This window comes from Agromyces mariniharenae, assembly GCF_008122505.1.
GTDB lineage: Bacteria > Actinomycetota > Actinomycetes > Actinomycetales > Microbacteriaceae > Agromyces > Agromyces mariniharenae.
Map to the genome: position 1 here is coordinate 327,500 of NZ_VSSB01000002.1, position 18,248 is coordinate 345,747.

Annotated in this window: 19 protein-coding genes; 8 read left to right on the top strand and 11 right to left on the bottom strand. The window is 70.6% G+C overall.

Annotation, left to right across the window (positions count from 1 at the left end; genetic code table 11):
- Nucleotides 1-89: 89 nt before the first annotated feature.
- Complete coding sequence (locus tag FYC51_RS14825; protein WP_148734574.1) at nucleotides 90-743, bottom strand: biliverdin-producing heme oxygenase; 654 nt, start codon at nucleotides 741-743, stop codon at nucleotides 90-92.
- A 124-nt stretch (nucleotides 744-867) separates the two neighbouring features.
- Here FYC51_RS14825 and FYC51_RS14830 point away from each other — a divergent pair, with 124 nt between their 5' ends.
- Nucleotides 868-1,740 carry an LLM class flavin-dependent oxidoreductase gene (locus tag FYC51_RS14830; protein ID WP_148734575.1) on the top strand — a complete coding sequence of 291 codons (873 nt, stop codon included), beginning with the start codon at nucleotides 868-870 and terminating at the stop codon, nucleotides 1,738-1,740.
- A 246-nt stretch (nucleotides 1,741-1,986) separates the two neighbouring features.
- On the opposite strand, the gene FYC51_RS14835 is transcribed toward FYC51_RS14830, so the two are convergent.
- From FYC51_RS14835 to FYC51_RS14845, 3 genes are all read right to left on the bottom strand, one after another.
- The gene (locus tag FYC51_RS14835; RefSeq protein WP_148734576.1) at nucleotides 1,987-2,880 is read right to left on the bottom strand and encodes a DUF3037 domain-containing protein; all 894 of its coding nucleotides are present in this window, start codon (nucleotides 2,878-2,880) and stop codon (nucleotides 1,987-1,989) included.
- Between the two features lie 4 nt (nucleotides 2,881-2,884).
- Nucleotides 2,885-3,712, bottom strand: a complete 828-nt coding sequence (locus FYC51_RS14840) for a hypothetical protein (RefSeq protein ID WP_148734577.1) — start codon at nucleotides 3,710-3,712, stop codon at nucleotides 2,885-2,887.
- A 311-nt stretch (nucleotides 3,713-4,023) separates the two neighbouring features.
- Nucleotides 4,024-4,530 carry a DUF732 domain-containing protein gene (locus FYC51_RS14845; RefSeq protein WP_148734578.1) on the bottom strand — a complete coding sequence of 169 codons (507 nt, stop codon included), beginning with the start codon at nucleotides 4,528-4,530 and terminating at the stop codon, nucleotides 4,024-4,026.
- Nucleotides 4,531-4,834: 304 nt separating this feature from the next.
- Between FYC51_RS14845 and FYC51_RS14850 the strand changes: the two genes are divergently transcribed.
- Nucleotides 4,835-5,107, top strand: coding sequence for a hypothetical protein (locus tag FYC51_RS14850; protein ID WP_148734579.1), 273 nt, complete (start codon nucleotides 4,835-4,837; stop codon nucleotides 5,105-5,107).
- A 240-nt stretch (nucleotides 5,108-5,347) separates the two neighbouring features.
- On the opposite strand, the gene FYC51_RS14855 is transcribed toward FYC51_RS14850, so the two are convergent.
- Nucleotides 5,348-6,067, bottom strand: a complete 720-nt coding sequence (locus FYC51_RS14855) for a response regulator (RefSeq protein ID WP_148734580.1) — start codon at nucleotides 6,065-6,067, stop codon at nucleotides 5,348-5,350.
- Nucleotides 6,060-7,745 (bottom strand): sensor histidine kinase, encoded by a 1,686-nt coding sequence (locus FYC51_RS14860; RefSeq protein ID WP_148734581.1) that lies wholly within the window; start codon nucleotides 7,743-7,745, stop codon nucleotides 6,060-6,062. Before FYC51_RS14860 ends, FYC51_RS14855 begins: the two co-directional genes overlap by 8 nt.
- Before the next feature lie 226 nt (nucleotides 7,746-7,971).
- On the opposite strand from FYC51_RS14860, the gene FYC51_RS14865 reads away from it, so the two are divergent.
- On the top strand, nucleotides 7,972-9,429 hold the full coding sequence (locus FYC51_RS14865; RefSeq protein WP_148734582.1) for a cation:dicarboxylate symporter family transporter: 1,458 nt from the start codon (nucleotides 7,972-7,974) through the stop codon (nucleotides 9,427-9,429).
- Nucleotides 9,419-10,345, top strand: a complete 927-nt coding sequence (locus tag FYC51_RS14870; protein ID WP_238476403.1) for an HpcH/HpaI aldolase/citrate lyase family protein — start codon at nucleotides 9,419-9,421, stop codon at nucleotides 10,343-10,345. Before FYC51_RS14865 ends, FYC51_RS14870 begins: the two co-directional genes overlap by 11 nt.
- A gap of 43 nt (nucleotides 10,346-10,388) precedes the next feature.
- Here the strand turns inward: FYC51_RS14870 and FYC51_RS14875 are convergent, their stop codons facing one another.
- Both FYC51_RS14875 and FYC51_RS14880 read right to left on the bottom strand, forming a co-directional pair.
- Nucleotides 10,389-11,312, bottom strand: a complete 924-nt coding sequence (locus tag FYC51_RS14875; RefSeq protein ID WP_238476404.1) for an alpha/beta hydrolase — start codon at nucleotides 11,310-11,312, stop codon at nucleotides 10,389-10,391.
- 31 nt (nucleotides 11,313-11,343) lie between these two features.
- On the bottom strand, nucleotides 11,344-12,420 hold the full coding sequence (locus FYC51_RS14880; RefSeq protein ID WP_148734583.1) for an SDR family NAD(P)-dependent oxidoreductase: 1,077 nt from the start codon (nucleotides 12,418-12,420) through the stop codon (nucleotides 11,344-11,346).
- Nucleotides 12,421-12,492: 72 nt separating this feature from the next.
- Between FYC51_RS14880 and FYC51_RS14885 the strand changes: the two genes are divergently transcribed.
- The 3 genes from FYC51_RS14885 (at nucleotide 12,493) to FYC51_RS14895 (ending at nucleotide 15,565) form a co-directional block, all read left to right on the top strand.
- Complete coding sequence (locus FYC51_RS14885; RefSeq protein WP_222863291.1) at nucleotides 12,493-13,074, top strand: TetR/AcrR family transcriptional regulator; 582 nt, start codon at nucleotides 12,493-12,495, stop codon at nucleotides 13,072-13,074.
- 104 nt (nucleotides 13,075-13,178) lie between these two features.
- Nucleotides 13,179-15,062 (top strand): glycoside hydrolase family 15 protein, encoded by a 1,884-nt coding sequence (locus FYC51_RS14890; protein ID WP_148734584.1) that lies wholly within the window; start codon nucleotides 13,179-13,181, stop codon nucleotides 15,060-15,062.
- A 137-nt stretch (nucleotides 15,063-15,199) separates the two neighbouring features.
- A complete protein-coding gene (locus FYC51_RS14895; RefSeq protein WP_148734585.1) occupies nucleotides 15,200-15,565 on the top strand; it encodes a hypothetical protein in 366 nt (121 codons plus the stop codon).
- Nucleotides 15,566-15,607: 42 nt separating this feature from the next.
- Here FYC51_RS14895 and FYC51_RS14900 read toward each other — a convergent pair whose 3' ends face one another.
- Complete coding sequence (locus FYC51_RS14900; RefSeq protein WP_148734586.1) at nucleotides 15,608-15,871, bottom strand: hypothetical protein; 264 nt, start codon at nucleotides 15,869-15,871, stop codon at nucleotides 15,608-15,610.
- A 60-nt stretch (nucleotides 15,872-15,931) separates the two neighbouring features.
- Nucleotides 15,932-16,444, bottom strand: a complete 513-nt coding sequence (locus FYC51_RS14905) for a TetR/AcrR family transcriptional regulator (protein ID WP_148734587.1) — start codon at nucleotides 16,442-16,444, stop codon at nucleotides 15,932-15,934.
- 61 nt (nucleotides 16,445-16,505) lie between these two features.
- Between FYC51_RS14905 and FYC51_RS14910 the strand changes: the two genes are divergently transcribed.
- On the top strand, nucleotides 16,506-16,856 hold the full coding sequence (locus FYC51_RS14910) for a VOC family protein (protein WP_148734588.1): 351 nt from the start codon (nucleotides 16,506-16,508) through the stop codon (nucleotides 16,854-16,856).
- 137 nt (nucleotides 16,857-16,993) lie between these two features.
- Here FYC51_RS14910 and FYC51_RS14915 read toward each other — a convergent pair whose 3' ends face one another.
- On the bottom strand, nucleotides 16,994-18,220 hold the full coding sequence (locus FYC51_RS14915; RefSeq protein WP_148734589.1) for an HNH endonuclease signature motif containing protein: 1,227 nt from the start codon (nucleotides 18,218-18,220) through the stop codon (nucleotides 16,994-16,996).
- Nucleotides 18,221-18,248 lie beyond the last annotated feature (28 nt).

Sequence of the window (18,248 nt, forward strand, 5' to 3'; positions counted from 1 at the left end):
GGATCCGGCCGGGAAATCATCCGAGCGGATGACGGGCGGCCGCGACATCCGCTGCCGGCTCGCTGTGTGGCCGCGAACGATGACCGCGCTCAGGCGTCGAGCGCCTCGAAGATCGCGCTGTTCATGCGGAAGGACGTGCGCACCTCCGCGACGAGCATGTCGACCTCCTCCGGCCGGAGCGCGAGCGCGTTCATCGCCTCGCGGTAGCCGCGCTTGTAGCGCACCACGCCGCCGTCGGCGACGTCGAACCGGTAGAAGCCGAGCTGCTCGGGTGTCGCGCCGTAGTGGCGGGCGACGAGCGACGCGATCGCCTGTCCGCCCGACAGGTCGCCGAGGTACCTCGTGTAGTGGTGCGCGAGGTAGCGCACGTCGTCGTCGGCGACGGCGCGCAGGTGGGCCGCATACTCGGCCGTCTCGGGCAGCGGCGCGTGCGCGTCGCGCCAGTCGGATGCCCCGAGCGCGGACAGGTCGGCGTCGATGGCCGCCATGCGCGCGAGCTCGGGGTCGAACACGGCGGGATCGCCCGGGCGGGCGCCGCGCTCCTCGAGGGCCTCGTACACCCACGCGAGCTGGGCGAGGTAGCGCGTGTAGTCGGCCAGCGAGAGCTCGCCGCCCATGAGGGCCGTGATGAAGCCGCGTGTCTCGGCGGCGCGGTGGTCGTCGGCGGAGGCCGCGCGCACGAGGGCGGCGACGTCGAGGGGCTCGGTGGAGGTGGGCACGGCGGGCGGGGGAGCGATCGTCATGTCGAGCCTTCGTTCTGGACCGCCGCGAGCGGAGGTTAGGTAAGCATTACCTCACTCAGCGTAGGGGTCGTGCTCGTTCGAGGGAAGGGCCGACGTGTCGGAGGGCGCGAGTAACGTCACGCGCATGCGGCACGGCTTCATCTTCACCGGAACCGATCCCGAGCTCGCGGTCGAGCTCGCCCCGCTGGCCGAGGCGTCCGGGTGGGACGCGTTCTTCGTGTGGGAGGGCATCTGGGCGACCGACCCGTGGGCGGTGCTCGCGGCCTGCGCGATGGTGACCGAGCGCATCCGCCTCGGCACCATGCTCACGCCCGTGCCGCGCCGGAGGCCGTGGGAGCTCGCCGGCCAGACGATGACAGTCGACCGGCTCTCCAATGGGCGGGTCATCCTCTCGGCCGGGCTCGGCGTGGCCGAGGAGGTCGAGGACCGGTTCTGGATCTTCGAGGACGACCCCGGCCGCCGCAAGCGCGCGGAGCTGCTCGACGAGGGACTCGAGTTCATGGAGCAGCTCTGGCAGGGCGAGCCGTTCACCTACGAGGGCGCCCACTTCCACGCGAAGCGCACCGAGACCATGCTGCCGCCCAGGATCGTGCAGCAGCCGCGCATCCCCACCTGGGTGGTCGGGGTCTGGCCGCGTATGAAGTCCATGCGGCGCGTGGCGCGCTACGACGGGTGGATCCCGAACTACGCGCCGCCCGACGCCGACGGCGTCGATCCCGACGAGCAGCAGCGCACGTACACGCCCGAGATCGCCGCCGAGGCGATCGCGTGGATCCGTGACGAGCGCGTGCGGCTCGGCCTCGGCGATCGGCCGTTCGACGTCGTGCAGGAGGGCACGACGGGCGGCGTCGACCCCCGAGCGGATGCCGCGCGCGTGCGCCCGTGGGCCGAGGCGGGCGCCACGTGGTGGCTCGAATCCGACTGGAAGGTGCCCGCCGAGCGTGTCGCCGAGTACGCCCGCGACCGCCTGCGCGCGGGTCCGCCACGAGTGGACTGAGGCCCCGCGCTGTGCACATGACGCCCCGTCCGAACACGGCTTCGACCGCATGGTGACCATTTCGACGTAGGCTCTGGTGCGGAAAGTGGAGGAGATATGTCTTGTCCTGTCACGGATCCGGAATTCACCGCCGACAAGGACGTAGCCGCCGGGCTCGGCGGCGATGACGACGCGCCATCCGGCGTCACCGGTGGCCGTTCACGTCCGCTTCATGGGCCCGACCCTCGCCGGCCCGCTGGCGCTTAGCTACGCAGTGAGCGCGAGCGCCTCCCGCGCGACGCGGTCCATTTCCGTACTCTGCACTACCTCGACGGCAAGGTCGTTCCATGCCTCCTGTGCAGCGAGGTAAACCTCTTGACGCTCCGCCCGGTGGACGCCGTTCGGAGTCGGCGGCTGGACGACCGTCGCAATCGCCACATCCTCCGCAATGCGGAGCGGTGCAAGCGCGCTCTGGCCCCTCTTGAGCCCGAGCTCGCCACCATCGTTGCGCAAGCGCGTCACTAGGTAGCTCCACGCGTGGATTTCCTGCTCGAGGCGGTCCATATCGGCGAGATCGAAAGTCCACACTTGGGAAAGTTGGTTCACCTCGTCATCGACGACTGCGAAGTCGAAGCGTCCACGCTGCCGTCCCACGCGAGCGAGTGGCTTTGCTTGAAGCGTGCCGCCGACATGAAGTTCGGCAAGCTGCTCATACTGTTCGCGGAGTTGGCCGACGAGGCGGCGTCGAGTCGTCGAGCGGTGGGCCTTTGGCTCCTCCTGCACGAGGAAGTCGTAAAGGAAGTCCGCGGTTTCGATGGCGGTCTCGCCCTGAACGATCGCCGGCTCGGCGATCTGAATGGAGTTGTTCAGGCGTAGCTGCATCCGGTGGATCCGGGAGCTTGAGAGGCCCTCCGGCCGGTCGCCGCGGAACACGGCGAGCTCCGGTGACATCCAGTCGCGAACCTCTCGCTCGAGGGCCGCGAGCCACGGCTCGATGCGGCGGGCGTCGCCGCCGAGGCGGTTGGCGCGCGCGTAAGAATGCACTCGGCGGAGGCTCCAGTCGCCGCCGTCGCGTCCGACTAGGACGCCGACGTTGACTGCCTCGCCGCGGACTGCGTTGGGTACATAGCGAAGAAGCCAGTACATGTACGTGCTTGCCATGTGCCTAGTCCTTCCTCTGCTTGCTATCGATGTCGGATGCCAGGACGTCGAGGCGGTCGGCGACGCCGCTCTTTCGACGGTGTAGGAACCATCCGAGAGTTTCGAGGTCCGAGTTCGGCGTGCCCCACTCGAGCGGCACTCGTGCGATGATCCGCAGAATGTCAGCCGCCGTGACCCCTCGGATTCTAGCCGCACAGGCTGTGAGGCTCTCTGGGTTGATGCTAGCGGTAGCCTCCGTCCACGGCCATGGGTGGTCGACGAGGCGCTCAAGCATCGGTGTGTCCCACATGCCTCCGTCGCCGCCGAACCAGAAGCCGTGATCGAACGACCAGATGGAGTAATCGTTGTCCAAGTCGTACAACCACTGTTCGTCGTCGCCCATGCACCAGTCCCACAGCGCGGCGAGACATGCGCGGCGGGACGGGTTGCCGTCGCGGCGGGGATAGAGGATCTTGTCGCCCTCCTCGGCATGTTCGAGGTGGAGGGAGCCATGGGCGATGCCGGCGTGGAAGCGGTACGCCTTCGCGTACTCGAATCCGGCCAGAGTGGGCGGGACCTCGATGAGGGCCGTCGGGCGCACGGGTGCGTCGATCAACTCGCCGACGCCGGAAACGACAGCCTCGGTGACGAGGATCTGGTCGCCTTGCGGGTTGCCCAGGACCTTGATCCAGTACGGTTGCCGGTTCGATGTGAGCACGAGCGAAGCGTGCGTGCCGTCGTCGTACGAGGACCGGTATGCGCGGGCCGTCAATGTGGCCGACCCGCGCTTCACTCCTGTGAGGACGCCGCTCCACGACGACAGGTCGTCAGGATTGGCGATCGTGGGCGGCACAGCCGCATCCTATCCGGGCGCCTTCGCGCGGAAGCGGGTAGGCGCTGGGTGCGTCGGTCTGCACTACTACGCGTAGTCGCGGCGATGGCGCCGAGGCTGTCCTCGATGGCGACGGGCCGCTCCTCGAGGTTGTCGATGTGCGCGGCGTGCTCCTGCACGAGTGGGAGGAGCGCGAGGGCGAGGCCCTCGTGTCGGACACCCGCGGGCTGGCAGCTTTGGCGTGGAGGGAGGAGGGGGGTGGGGCACCCCCACCCGTGCTTGAGGTCGGGCGTCGCGGCTGAGCGAGGTGCGGAGGAGGTGAGCTGGACGTGCTAGCCCGTGATGGCGCTCAACTCGGCGCCGTATTCGGGGCAGTAGACGGCAACGGCTGCGCCGATAAAGTAGCTGATCTCGCTGGGGTACTCCGACTGGCTGGCTTCCACCAACAGCGCCGTCATCGCTGTAGTTGGCGACTGTCCATTCTCAATGCGAGTGCAGTACGACTTGGCCTGAGACACGATCTGCTGATCCGACATCGATTCGAACTGCGAGTATCTCGATCGCAGCTGATCGACGAACGCCGCATCGGTCGTGCCGTTCTGGCCTCCAGTTACCACTGACGAGTCGCGGCTTCCGCTCGCTCCAGCCATGATCGCGCCCACTACCGCCACCACGGCGACCAAGACGATCACCACGATGCAACCGATGCAGCCACTGCCTGTGGCGGGCTGCTTCGCTTGAGGAGCGTCTTCGCTCATGCGGTAAAGGTACCGTTCGTCGTGCTCGGCGACCACGTGTGCAGCCTCCTCCAGCGGGATGACCACCAGATCCGAGATCACATCGCGTTCAAGTGTGCGGGTCGCTGTAACAACTTGTGCAAAGCTGTCAACGATAGTGATCGGGCGCCCGCGCCTCGGGACGTTAACCGGCGTGTCGGAACCGTGGGTGTGGGTGTCCTGGCCGAGAATGGCTCATAGGAACAAGAAAGGCCCGAGACGCGGGCTCTACCGTTCTCGGGCCACTTGACTGAATCTGCCAGGATTCTCAGTCAAGGGTAACCCAAACGCGCTCGGATGCCCATCAGCCGGGCCGGGGTGGCGGAAGCTGCGGCGGTAGTTAGCTTGTTCCGGAGAGGAGCAGGCCATGCCTGCCATTCTGATCGACTACGACCTCAACGTGCCGGGTCAGAAGTACGACAAGCTCATCGAGAAGATCAAGGCTTACCCGGGCTACGCGAAGCTGATGAGGTCCACCTGGATCGTGGCCGGGTCGACCCTGACGCCCGAGAAGGTGACAGACGACCTTCGCGCCGTGGTGGACGGGTCGGACCGTCTCTTCGCAGTCGACATCACGGGGCAGCCGAACCAGGGATGGCTGTCGGAGAGCACGTGGGAGTGGATCAACAAGGACGTCTAGTCTCGCGAGTAGGGCGGAGCGGGACGAATCTCCGAGAAAAGACCGACTCGGGATCCGTCTGCTTGTGTGCGGCGGGGAGCGCGCCGCGGGCCGACGCCGGCCATGACCCGGGACGGCGTCAGGCGTTCTGGGACGCTAGGCCTGCGCGGCGCGGCGGCTTGTATCCCTCGAGGACGCACAGCATGGGACGCGGTGCTTTGCGCATCGCTTTCATCGGTGGATGGCGGTGTGGCGCGTCCCTCAGCGCAGCCGGTACTCCACTTCGGGGCGGCCCGGAGCGCCGTAACGGCTCGCGCGCTCGACGACGCCCGTGTCGGCGAGGTGCTCGAGGTAGCGACGTGCGGTGACCCGCGAGAGGTCCAGCGCGCCGGCGAGCTCCGTCGCCGAGACCGCGCCCGACGGCGCGGCCCGCACCGCCGCGCGCACGCGGTCGAGTGTCTCCCGCGTGAGCCCCTTGGGCAGGTCGCCGCCCGAGCTCGTGCGCAGCGCCGCGAACGACGCGTCGACCTCCTGCTGGTCGGTGACCACTGCCGTGCCCACGCGGGCGTGGTAGTCGCGGTAGGCGGTGAGCTTCTCCGCGAATGCCGCGAAGCCGAACGGCTTGATGAGGTACTGCACGATGCCGAGCGACACCGCCGAGCGCACGACGGCGGCGTCGCGCACGGCCGTCACCGCGATGACGTCGGTCTCGATGCCGGCGGCGCGCAACGACCGGCACAGCTCGATCCCGGTGGTGTCGGGAAGGTTCACGTCGAGCAGGATGAGGTCGAACGGCGCGCTGCGGCCCTCGCGGGCGTCGCGCAGCATCCGGATCGCCTCGTGCCCGGTGTGCGCGACGCCCGCGGTGCGGAACCCGTCGACGCGCTCGACGTAGGCGGCGTGCGCCTCGGCGGTGATGGGGTCGTCCTCCACCACGAGCACGCGCAGCGGCGGGCCGATGCCGCCGGTCGGGTCAGCCATCGGTCGACGCCTCAGCGGCGGCGGGCCGGGGCGCGGGTGCGGCGGCGGGCGGCGCCGCGACCGCGATCGGCAGGCTCACCGCGAAGCGGGAGCCCGTCACGCTGATGCGGCCGCCGAGGCGCGTGACCGCCTGCCGCACGAGCGCCAGCCCGATGCCGTGGCCGGCTGCGCGCTTGGTGGTGACGCCGAGGTCGAACACGTGGTCGCCGTCGCGCGGTCCGGGTCCGCTGTCGGCGACCGCGATGCGCAGCTCGTCTCCCGCCGTGCGCACCGAGACCTCGACGCGGGGCGACGGGGTGGCGGATGCCGCATCGAGTGCGTTGTCGATGAGGTTGCCGACGATCGCGATGAGGTCGCGCGCGGGCACCGAGGTGGCCTCGAGCCGGTCGGGGAGGTCGAGCTCGAACGCGATCCCGCGCTCGGACGCCTGCGCGGCCTTGCCGAGGAGCAGCGCGAGCAGCACGGGCTCCTCGACGGCCGAGAGCAGCCGGTCGGCGAGGGCCTGGCTGAGGGCGAGCTCCGAGGTCGCGAGCTCCGCGGCATCCTGCGCCCGGTCGAGCTCGATGAGCGCGATGATCGTGTGCAGCCGGTTCGCGAACTCGTGGGCCTGCGAGCGCAGCGCGTCGGAGAGGGTCGTCATGGTGGCGAGCTCCCCGGTGAGCTCCTGCAGCTCGGTGTGGTCGCGGATCGTCGTGACCGAGCCGATGCGCCCGGCGCCGGCGCGGTCGCGCCCGGCGTTGCGGCTGCGCTCGCGCCCGCGACCGCGCTCGCGGGAGACGATGACGTCGCGGTCGATCACGAGCACGTGCCTCGGCGTGATGGCGATCTCGTCGACGACCACGTCGGTGCGGCCGAGCACCTCGGCGACCGAGGGCGGCAGGTCGAACCGGTCGAGCGGGATCGGGTCGTCGCGCCCGCGCTCGCGGCGGGGCAGGCCGAGCAGCTCGGCGGCGCGGTCGTTGTAGAGCACGACGGCGCCCGAGCGGTCCTGCAGCAGGAGGCCCTCGCCGATGGAGTGCAAGACGCCCTCGTAGTAGGCGAACATGCGGCTCATCTCCTCGGCGCCGCGGCCCCAGGTGACCCGCCGGAGGTACCGGCTGAGGAGCCACGCGCCGACGGCGCCGATCGCGATCATGGCGAGCGCGGCGAGGAGGACGGTGGCGATGCGCCCGCCGAGCGCGACCTGGGTGTTCGACACCGTGACACCGGCGGCGACGAGCGCGATCACCTCGCCGGCGTCGTTCTCGATCGGAACGACTGCGCGCACCGACGGGCCGAGCGTGCCCGTGTAGGTCTCGGTGAACGCCTCGCCGGCGAGCGCCCGGTCGATGCTGCCGAGGAACTGCTGCCCGATCTGGGCGGGATCGCGGTGCGTGTAGCGGGTGCGGTCGGGCGCCATGATCGTCACGAAGTCGACCCCGGCCTCGGTCATGACGTCCTCGGCGTAGGGCTGCAGCCGTGACGACGGATCGCCGGTGCCGAGCGCCGTGTGCACGAACGGATCCGACGCGAGCGTCTCGGCGACCGCCATGCTCTTCGCGGCCGCGTCGCGCTCGACGTCGGCGCGCGCATCCGCCCAGATCCACACGACGGCGATCGTCGCGAGCGCCACGATCATGACGAGCTGCAGGACGAAGAGCTTCGTGGCGATGCTCCAGCCCCGGATCCATCGCGCCATCGTGTCACCTCGCTCCATCGCTGCACCTCAGCCTAGGCAGCCTCGTGAGCGTGCGGTGCGAACACTATGAACACAACGCGAGCGCGCGGTGCCACATGAGCACAGCGCGAGCGTGCGGTGCGAACACTATGAACACAACGCGAGCGCGCGGCATCCGTCGTCGCATCCTTGCCCGATACCGACCTCATCGTCGACCGGCGATGACCGATACGAAGGGCAGACGGCAATGGCGCTCCAGTCTCGAACCCCGGGCACGAAGTCCCGGCGCAGGATCGACTCCTCGCACTACCTCTACATCGCGGTGATCGGCGCAGTGCTCGCGGGCATCACCGTCGGGCTCGCCGCACCCGAGTTCGCGGTGGGGCTGAAGCCCATCGGCGACGCGTTCGTGCTGCTCATCAAGATGATGATCGCCCCGATCATCTTCTGCACGATCGTGCTCGGCGTCGGCTCGATCGCGAAGGCGGCCACCGTCGGCAAGGTCGGCGGCCTGGCGCTGCTCTACTTCATCGTCATGTCGACGTTCGCGCTCGGCATCGGCCTCGTGGTGGGCAACCTCATCCACCCGGGCGAGGGCCTCAACATCGCGGGCGCCTCCTACGACGCCGGCACCACCGAGGCGAAGACGACGCAGGAGTTCGTGCTCGGCATCATCCCGACCTCGCTGCTCTCGTCGCTCGTCGACGGCAACATCCTGCAGGTGCTCTTCGTGGCGCTCCTCGTGGGCTTCGCGCTGCAGAAGATGGGCCCGAAGGGCACGCCGATCCTCGGCGCGATCCGCCAGATCCAGGGGCTCGTGTTCCGCATCCTCGCGATGATCATGTGGGTCGCGCCCATCGGCGCGTTCGGCGCGATCGCCGCGGTGGTCGGCGCGACGGGCGTCGGCGCCATCTTCGCGCTCGGCACGCTCATGATCGCGTTCTACATCACGTGCATCCTCTTCATCGTCGTGGTGCTCGGCTCGCTGCTCTGGGCCGTCACGCGGGTCAGCATCTTCAAGGTCATGAAGTACCTCGGCCGCGAGTACCTGCTCATCGTCTCGACGTCGTCGAGCGAGGTCGTGCTGCCGCGCCTCATCGCGAAGATGGAGCACGCGGGCGTCTCGAAGCCGGTCGCGGGCATCACCATCCCGACGGGCTACTCGTTCAACCTCGACGGCACCGCGATCTACCTGACGATGGCGTCGCTGTTCATCGCGAGCGCCATGGGCACGCCGCTCTCGCTCGGCGAGCAGGTCGGGCTGCTGCTGTTCATGATGGTCGCCTCGAAGGGCGCCGCCGGCGTCACCGGCGCGGGCCTGGCGACCCTCGCGGGCGGCCTGCAGGCGCACCGTCCCGACCTCGTCGACGGCGTGGGCGTCATCGTCGGCATCGACCGGTTCATGTCGGAGGCGCGGGCGCTCACGAACTTCACGGGCAACGCCGTCGCGACCCTCCTCGTCGGCACCTGGACGAAGGAGCTCGACCGCGACCAGCTGCGCCACGTGCTCGCGGGCGACCGTCCGTTCGACGAGGCGACCATGAGCGTCGACGACCACCTGTCACCCGACGAGCAGGCGGAGGTCGCGCGCGAGACCGGGCACGGCGTCGACCCGGCGCACGAGGAGCGCCCCTCCACGGCCGCGATCGCCGCGATCGTCGGCGACCTCGACGAGGAGAAGGCCGGGCAGGGCCGTGGGCGCTGAGTCGACGACGTCGGCGACGACGACGTCGGCCGTAACGGTCACGGCCTCGGACGTCGAGGCGGGCACCGCATCCGCGGTGCCCGCCGGGCTCGCCCGCTCGTGGCTGCTCGTGCCGGGCTCGGCGCCCGACCTCGAGCGTCGCCTCGCGGCATCCGTCGCCGACGTCGTCGTGGTCGACCTCGAGGACGGCGTCGCGCCCGACGACAAGGGCCGAGCCCGTCGCGCGCTCGCCGCGGCCGCCGACGCCGGGCTGCGGCCATGGGCGCGCATCGGCGACGCGGCCTCCGACGAGTGGCGTGCCGACGTCGCGCTGCTGCACGGGCGCGACCTGGTGGCGGGCGTAGTGCTCGCGAAGGTCGAGGCCCGCGATCACGTGCGCAGAACGGTCGACGCCCTCGACGGCGAGCTGCCGATCGTCGCGCTCCTCGAGAGCGCCCGGGGCGTCGAGGCCGCCCTCGAGCTCGCCGAGGCGCCGGGGGTCGTGCGGCTCGCGTTCGGCAGCGGCGACTTCCGCCGCGACACGGGTGCGGCCGACGATCCGCTCGCGCTGCTCTACGCGCGCTCGCGGCTCGTGTCGGCGAGTCGGGCGGCGGGACTGCCGGGTCCCGTCGACGGACCCACGGTGCCGCGCGACGCGGAGGCGCTCGCCTCGGCGTCGCGGCACGCGGCATCCCTCGGCATGACCGGCCGGCTCTGCCTGCGCGAGGAGCAGGTCGCCGCCGTCAACGACGCGCTGAGCCCGACCGGCGAGGAGCTCGCGTGGGCGGGCGAGGTGCTCGACACGCTCGAGCGCTGCGGCATCCGCGACGGCAGCGACCTGCCGCGCATCGCGCGGGCGCGGGCGATCCGCGACGCCGCGTGCGCGTTCGGCATCGAGGCGGATGCCGCACCGCCCGCGTCGGACTACGCCGGCTGAGCGGTGCGGCTCCGACCGCGTCGGGTGATCAGCCCAGCGGCGATCAGCCCAGGAGCGACCCCCGCAGCGCCCTCGCCTGCGTGCGCCAGAACGCGCGCGAGACGCCCGCCCTGCGCAGGATGGCGTCGAACCCGTGGAACGCGCCGTCGATGACGACGAGCTCGCACCGCACGCCCGCCTCGGCCAGGCGCGCGGCGTACCGGACGTCCTCGTCGTGGAAGAGGTCGTTCGACCCGACGCCGATCCACGCGGGCGGCAGGCCCGAGAGGTCGTCCCGACGCGCCGGAGCGGCATACGGCGAGACGTCGGCCGCCCCGGGCTCGCCGTCCAGGTAGGCGGTCCACGCGAACCGGTTGCTCTTCGGCGTCCAGCCGCGCACCCCCGGCACCACGTGGTCGTCGCGCACCACGGTGCGATCGTCGAGCATCGGGTAGACGAGCAGCTGGAACGCGGGCCGCACCTCGCCGCGGTCGTGCGCGAGCAGGGCGAGCGCCGCGGCGAGGCCGCCGCCCGCGGAGGCCCCGCCGATCGCGATCCGCGCGGGGTCGACGCCGAGGGCCTCCGCATCACGTGCGATCGCGCGCAGGGCCGCATACGCGTCCTCGAGCCCGGCCGGTGACGGATGCTCCGGGGCGAGCCGGTACCGCACCGCGAACACCGGGATCCCGAGCTCCCGGGCGAAGCCGATGCTCGACTCCTCGTCCTGCTCGGGCGTGCCGAGGAGGTAGCCGCCGCCGTGGATCCAGAGGAGGGCCGGCGTCGTCGCGAAGCGCCCGACGGGATCGTAGCGCCGGATGCGCACGTCGGGCGCGCCGGGCGGGCCGGGAACGCCGAGCTCGTCGATCCGCACGTCGGCGGGAGCCGGCGACACCCGCGGCGTCTGCCGCATGAGCGGCAGCAGTCGGGGCGTCACCGAGAGCTTCGGGATGAACCGCGCGACCGCGAGGTCGCGATGGAACGTCGGCACGGGCTGGACGCCGTCGTCGCCGCGAGCCGGCCTACGCCGCCGACCAGCCGCCGTCGGACGCGAGCACGACACCGTTCACGTTGACGCCGTCGTCGGAGAGCAGGAACGTGATGGATGCCGCGAGCGCCTCGGCCTCGGCGGCGTCGGGCAGGATCGCCATGGCCTGGCGAACGCGCTGCGCGCCGAGCGGCGATGCGAACGACGCCTCGATGTTCGTGATGGTCGGGCCGGGGGCCACGGCGTTCACGCGCAGGCCGCTCGGGCCGTACATGAACGCGGTCGACTTCGTGAGGCCGACCACGGCGTGCTTCGAGGCCGTGTAGGCCACGCCAGCGGCCGAGCCGCGCAACGCCGCCTCGGAGGCGGTGTTCACGATCGAGCCGGAGCCCTTTGCGAGCATGGTCGGCACGACCGCCCGCATGAGCTTCATGGTGCCGTCGACGTTCACGCGCATGACACGCTGCCAGACGGCGTCGGTGAGCTCGCCGATCGGCGTCATGTCGTCCATGATCCCGGCGATGTTGGCGAGGCCGTCGATGCGCTCGCCTGCGGCGCCGACGATCTCGGCGACCTTCGCGTCGTCGGTGATGTCGGCGACGAGCGTCACGATGTCGGCGCCGGGGTGGTCCGCGGCGAACTCGTCGAGGCGCTCCTGCGACACGTCGACGGCCACGACACGGCCGCCCTCCCGGGCGATGCGCGACGCGGTGGCACGGCCGATGCCCGAGCCCGCGCCCGTGACGATGACGGTCTTGCCCGCGAATCGGCCCTGGTCGAGGCGCTCGACCCACTCGGGTCGCTCGACGGGCGTGCCCGCGGCATCCGCCACCGCCTCATCGGAGGCGTCATCGACCTCGCCCGCGACCGCAGCCGCCGCGGGCACGTCGCCCGCGGCCGCCCGCGCCACGAGGTCGTCGACCATCTGCTGGCTGAACTGCCCCTTGCTGAGCTTGACCAGGCGCTTCAGCGCGAGGCGGTACACGGGACGCAGCACGCTCGGGTCCTGGCCGGCCTGCGCGAGCATGTCGCGGATGATGGGGCCGCCGACCGGGTGCTCGAGCCAGGTCTTGATGGAGTCGTCGCCGGTGAGGGGCTTGGGGGTGCTCATGGGGGTGCTTCCTTCTCTTCGGGCTCGTCCGGAACCTACCGGACATCCTTGTCCGGTAGTAACGTAACACCCGTGCCTGAGCGTGGGAAGGGAATCCGAGCGGAGCGCAAGCCCAATCGCGGGCCGAGCGCCGGACCCGCGAATCGGCGCGCCCTCGTCGCCGCCGCACGCGAGGTGTTCGCGACCGAGGGACTGCAGGCGCCGTTCAGCGCGGTCGCGAAGAAGGCGGGGGTCGGGCAGGGCAGTCTCTACCGGCACTTCCCCGACCGGCTCTCGCTCGCGGTCGCCGTCTTCGACGAGAACCTCGACGAGCTCGCGGTCGCGGTGGAGCCCGACGACGCCACGCTCGACGACCTGCTCGACGCGATCGTCGGACAGGTCGTGGTCTCGACCGCCTTCATCGACCTCATCTGGCACAACCGCCATGACGAGCGCGTGACGCACCTGAGTGACAAGCTCGCCGGCATCGTCGAGCGGGTGCTCTCTCGCGAACAGGCCGCCGGCCGCCTCGGCGAGCACGTCGAGGCGGCCGACGTGCTGCTCGCGATCACCATGCTCGCCGACGTGATCTCGCGGGCGGATGCCGCGGAGCGCCCCGACGTCGCGCAGCGGGCGTGGTCGCTCATGCACCACGCATTCCTGCCACGGGAATGAGCGTCCCGCGGCATCCGCGGGACTGACGCCGACACCCCCGAACGCGGCCCTGAGCCCGCCGCGGCCGCCGTGAGAACATGGCGCTGGGGATTGGGGGCTGGCGCATGGCCGACACGTATCCGAACATCGCCGACCACGGGCTGATCGGCGACCTGCAGACGGCCGCGCTCGTGGACTCGAACGGCACGATCGACTGGTTCTGCTGCCCGCGGTTCGACTCGCCGAGCGTGTTCGCGTCGCTGCTCGACGCCGAGCGCGGGGGGTACTGCAGCGTGCGCCCCGCGACCGACGACTACGTGTCGCGCCAGCTGTACCTGCCGAACACGGCGATCCTCGTGACGCGGTTCATGACCGAGCAGGGCGTCGGCGAGCTCATCGACTTCATGCCCGTGGCCGACGGCACGGCGACCGACCGCCACCGGCTCGTGCGGATGCTGCGCGTGGTGCGCGGGACGTTGGACTTCATCGCCGAGGTGCAGCCCCGTTTCGACTACGGCCGGCAGGCGCACGACTTCTCGGCCGTCCAGGGTGAGGGCGTCATCTTCCGGTCGCCCGACCAGGCGCTGACGCTGCACCGCGTGGGCGATTTCGTGATGCACGGCGGCCAGCGTGCCGGGCGGGGGGAGATCGCCGGCCAGGGCGTGCGCATCACGGGCTCGCTCAACGCGGGGGAGATGACGGGCGTGATGCTCGAGTCGGGCGGCGTGCCGCCGAAGCGCATCACGCACGACGAGCTGTTCGACATGTTCCTCGAGACCCGGCGCTACTGGCGCGAGTGGAACGAGCGCTCCACCTACCGCGGGCGCTGGCGCGAGATGGTCGCCCGCTCCGCCATGACCCTGAAGCTCATGACGTACGCGCCGACGGGGGCGCTCGTCGCCGCGCCGACGGCGGGACTGCCCGAGCAGGTCGGCGGCGAGCGCAACTGGGACTACCGCTACACGTGGATCCGCGACGCGTCGTTCTCGGTGTACGCCCTGCTCGGCCTCGGCTACACCGAGGAGGCCGAGCAGTTCGTCGAGTGGCTCATGCAGCGGGTGCACGAGAGCGTCGGCGACACCTCGGGGCCGCTCAAGATCATGTACCGCGTCGACGGCTCGTCGGACCTCGTCGAGGAGTCGCTCGAGCACTTCTCGGGCTACCGCGGCTCGGCGCCCGTGCGCATCGGCAACGGCGCCGCCGACCAGCTGCAGCTCGACATCTACGGCGAGGCCATGGACTCGATCCACCTCGCCGACACGCACGGCCTGCAGCTGCCGCACGTCGGCTGGACGCAGCTCAGCCGGCTGCTCGACTGGGTCTGCGACCACTGGGACACCGCCGAGGAGGGGATCTGGGAGACCCGCGGCGGGCCGAAGAAGTTCACGTACGGGCGCTTCATGTGCTGGGTCGCGCTCGACCGCGGCATCCGTCTCGCGCAGTCGCGGGGCCGGCCGGCGCCCATCCCGCGATGGCGCGAGCAGCGCGACGCCATCTACGAGTGGGTCATGGAGAAGGGCTGGGACGAGGAGCGGAAGGCCTTCGTGCAGTACGAGGGCACCGAGGTGCTCGACGCGTCGCTGCTCGTGATGCCGCTCATGGGATTCATCGCGCCGCGCGACCCGATGTGGCTCTCGACGCTCGAGGCGATGGACGATGAGCTCGTCTCCGACAGCCTCGTCTACCGCTACAACCCGAGCGCGTCGCCCGACGGCCTGCGCGGGTCGGAGGGCACCTTCACGCTGTGCTCGTTCTGGTACGTCGACGCGCTCGCGCGATCTGGGTTCCTCGACGAGGCGCAGCTCGTCTTCGAGAAGATGCTCACCTACGCGAACCACCTCGGCCTCTACGCCGAGGAGATCGGGCTCACGGGCGAGCAGCTCGGCAACTTCCCGCAGGCGTTCAGCCACCTCTCGCTCATCAACGCGGCGGTGAACCTCGACTACCAGCTCGATCACGGGTCGGGCTTCGTCGACCCGGTGCTCTCGAAGGGTCGGCGGGTGATCTGACGCCGGGTGAGCTGACGTCGGGTGAGGTGACGGATGCCGCGGCATCCGTGACACGCCGAGGCGCCCGGTTCGCCCGACCCGAGGCATCCTCGCAGTACGTTGAGCCCAAGCACCTCTCTGTGAGCAAAGGAGCCATCGTGGCAGGTCCTCGTCCTGGGGGAGTCACCCTCGTCGCCGTTCTCGCCTGGATCTCTGGAGCCCTCCAGATCCTCACCGGCGTCCTCATCCTGTTCGGCGCGCAAGGCGGTGGTGCGGGCGTCGCGTGGGCGAACATCCTCATCGGCGCCATCACGGTCATCGTCAGCCTCGGCCTCTTCCGGGGCAACAACGCGGCGAGGATCATCGTCGCGATCGTCTTCGCGCTCAACCTGGGCACGGCGATCCTGACGATGTTCACGCACCCCGCGCTGCTCTGGTCGGCGCTCATCGGCGGCGCGCTGGCCCTCATCGGCCTGCTGCTGCTCTTCTCGGCCCGGGCGAACGAGTTCTTCCGCACCGCCTGACATCGATCGTCCGACCGGCGTTCGAGCGCGCGTCCTGCCAGATCAGGACGCGCGCTCGGCGCGTTCGGCGTCGCGTCGGCGCACGATCGCCTCGGGCGCCGAGGTGAACCGGCCCTGGCGGCCGTCTCGGGTGAGATAGTGCACGCGGATGCCGCGGCCGAGCCGTGCGAGCTTGGTGACCTCGTACTCGGAACCCGCGGCGTTGACGAGCATGTCGCCCACGACGAGCTGGCGCGTCTGGGCCAGCTCGGTGGGCGCCGACTCGGTGCGCACGGGGTCGATGCGCGGGTGGTCGATCGTGGTCATATTGAGATGATCTCAGCAACCACCGACATCGCACCGGGCCAGTGACCGAACCGGGCTCCGTCAGCCCGCTGTCAGTCGGCTCAACGCCTCGCGCACGGTCGCGGGGTCGCCGCCCCGCGCGACCGCCCCGACGGCGGCGCGCCAGGCGGCGGCGAGCATCGCGCCGAGCTCGGCGGAGGGGGGCGCGCAGAGCTCGCCCAGGGCGCCGGCGATGGCGTCGGGCTCGTCGCCGATCGGCGGTTCGGCGAGCATCCAGGCGAATCCGGCCCGGGTCGCGAAGTCGAAGCCGACCGCCATCGCAGCACCGATTCGCGCGCTCGCCGAGCCGCCCGGAAGGGCCGCCGCAGCGCCCTCCATACGGTCGAGCACGCGGCGTTCGACGTCGGTGCGCACGAACGCGTAGATCCCGAGCTTGCCGTCGAAGTGATGGTAGAGGGCGCCGGTCGTGACGTCCGCGGCTCGAGCGAGGTCGGCGACGGTCACGTCGTCGAAAGGTCGTGAGCCGAACTCGCGGGCGGCGGCCAGCACGAGTCGTCCCTTCGGGGACGTCGAGACCGGGATCCACTCGCGCACATGACCATAATGCCGTTATGCTGAGGGCAAGTCACGTTATGACACACGGAAAGGCCGCGCGATGAAGCTCGAGTTCCTCCTGGCGCCCACCTCCGACCTGGCCGCCTCACTGGCCCTCTACCGCGACGCGTTCGGCGCCGAGGAGGTGTGGCGCGAGGGCGACACCACCGTCGCGCTCGGCATGCCCGGCACCGACGTGCAGCTCATGCTCGACGCGAATGATCCCGACGCCCCGGCCGGACCGGTGTTCGTCGTCGACAGCGTCGATCGGTTCCACGCCGACGCACCCGCAGGGCTCGACGTGCTCGCGGAGCCGGCCGAGATCCCGGGCGGGAAGCTGGCGACGTATCGCGATCCCAACGGGCTCGTGATCTACGTCATGGACCAGTCGACCGACGCGACGGCTGGCTGACGCGCTCGATTGCGTGACCGCCGACCGACGCGAGCCGCGTCACGCGCCGGCAGACGCGATGGGAAGTGCGGGCGGTCCGCCCGCCGCGCGCGGGCATACGGGAGTGAAGCGTCAGGGCGGGGGGCGCGCGGTGTCGATCAGAACGGTGGCGCGTCGGCGATGACGGCGTACCCGGTCGGCGTGGTGATCGAGACCTTTCCCGAGGGCAGTCGGTCGTAGGCGATGCGACTGAGGTTCTTGCGGAGATTGCCGTTCTCGCAGAGCGGGACCAGGTTGTCGCGATTCGTGCTCCCCATGTCTCGAGCCCACTCCTCGAGGTGATCGACGTCGGAATCGTAGGCCGAGCGCGAGCACGTCGGGTCGATGCAGGTCTCGAAGCGCAGTGCGACCCAGTCTCGCTGCGCCTTCGTCGGCCGGTAGCGCGTGCGGTCGTACTCGAGGATCTCGCCGGTGAACGGGTCGGTGGCAACCCGCCGGAACGATGGGGCCTTCGCGAACAGGCGCGCCGCCGAGCGCCGATCGATGCTGCCGTATCCCGGGAGCTCGATCGGCTCGTCGCCCTCGCCCAGCAGGGAGAGCATCGGGACGAGCAGCATCGGACGCACCTTCGCGGCGGTCGGCGTGCCGTCGCCCGCGAGCCACCCGACGGCCAGGTCGGCGCGGATCTGATCACGCGAACGCCATCGGGGCTCGCCGCACCGGGTCTTCTTCTGCTCGGCACGTGCCGTGGCGTTCAGCCGTTCGATGATCCGTACGGCGTCGGGCGCTGCAACCAGTGCGTGGAGGTAGGCCATCCCGTCGTCGGCTCGCTCGACCCAGATACGCCGATCGGCGAATGCCTTCGCGTGGCGCTCTTCGGGGGACTCATGGAGCAGTCGCTCCTTGAGGCGGCGCGCCCGCCCGCGGAACGCCGTGACCGTCGTCGTGGATGCGCACGCGGCGAGCTGCCCGTCGAAGGTCCGCAGGGCTGCATCGTCGGTCCATCCCGCCACGAGGTCGACGGCGACACGGACGTGTCCGACCGTGGTGAGTCCGGCGACGAATTCGGCGTGCAATACCGGCAGCCGGTCTTCCAGCACCTGTGCATCGTGGGCGATGCTGCGCACCTGGTTGGCCGAAAGCTGCAGGCGCAGTCCCGCGTCGTATGCGGCCGTGTCTTCGGCCATCTCCAACGCGTCGGCTCGAGCCATCCCCTCGGAGCGCAGGTACACACGCGGATTGGCGCGCGCGAGTCGCATCAGTTCGGCCAGCGCCGTCCATTGGCGGGCATGAGCCCGATTGGCATCGGCTTGCGCAGCCGTCGCCTCGGCGAGCCGGTCGACGATGAGGTCGAGGCCGGGGGCGAACACAGCGCCCGCGGTCACCGGAGAACCCGAGGCCACCTCAGAGCCC

What these genes read in the sequence shown, in the direction of transcription:
- FYC51_RS14855 (WP_148734580.1), bottom strand. Translation starts at nt 6,067, where the DNA reads ATGGCTGACCCGACCGGCGGCATCGGCCCGCCGCTGCGCGTGCTCGTG.
- FYC51_RS14865 (WP_148734582.1), top strand. Translation starts at nt 7,972, where the DNA reads ATGGCGCTCCAGTCTCGAACCCCGGGCACGAAGTCCCGGCGCAGGATC.
- FYC51_RS14830 (WP_148734575.1), top strand. Translation starts at nt 868, where the DNA reads ATGCGGCACGGCTTCATCTTCACCGGAACCGATCCCGAGCTCGCGGTC.
- FYC51_RS14880 (WP_148734583.1), bottom strand. Translation starts at nt 12,420, where the DNA reads ATGAGCACCCCCAAGCCCCTCACCGGCGACGACTCCATCAAGACCTGG.
- FYC51_RS14900 (WP_148734586.1), bottom strand. Translation starts at nt 15,871, where the DNA reads ATGACCACGATCGACCACCCGCGCATCGACCCCGTGCGCACCGAGTCG.
- FYC51_RS14835 (WP_148734576.1), bottom strand. Translation starts at nt 2,880, where the DNA reads ATGGCAAGCACGTACATGTACTGGCTTCTTCGCTATGTACCCAACGCA.
- FYC51_RS14825 (WP_148734574.1), bottom strand. Translation starts at nt 743, where the DNA reads ATGACGATCGCTCCCCCGCCCGCCGTGCCCACCTCCACCGAGCCCCTC.
- FYC51_RS14910 (WP_148734588.1), top strand. Translation starts at nt 16,506, where the DNA reads ATGAAGCTCGAGTTCCTCCTGGCGCCCACCTCCGACCTGGCCGCCTCA.
- FYC51_RS14860 (WP_148734581.1), bottom strand. Translation starts at nt 7,745, where the DNA reads ATGGCGCGATGGATCCGGGGCTGGAGCATCGCCACGAAGCTCTTCGTC.
- FYC51_RS14850 (WP_148734579.1), top strand. Translation starts at nt 4,835, where the DNA reads ATGCCTGCCATTCTGATCGACTACGACCTCAACGTGCCGGGTCAGAAG.
- FYC51_RS14890 (WP_148734584.1), top strand. Translation starts at nt 13,179, where the DNA reads ATGGCCGACACGTATCCGAACATCGCCGACCACGGGCTGATCGGCGAC.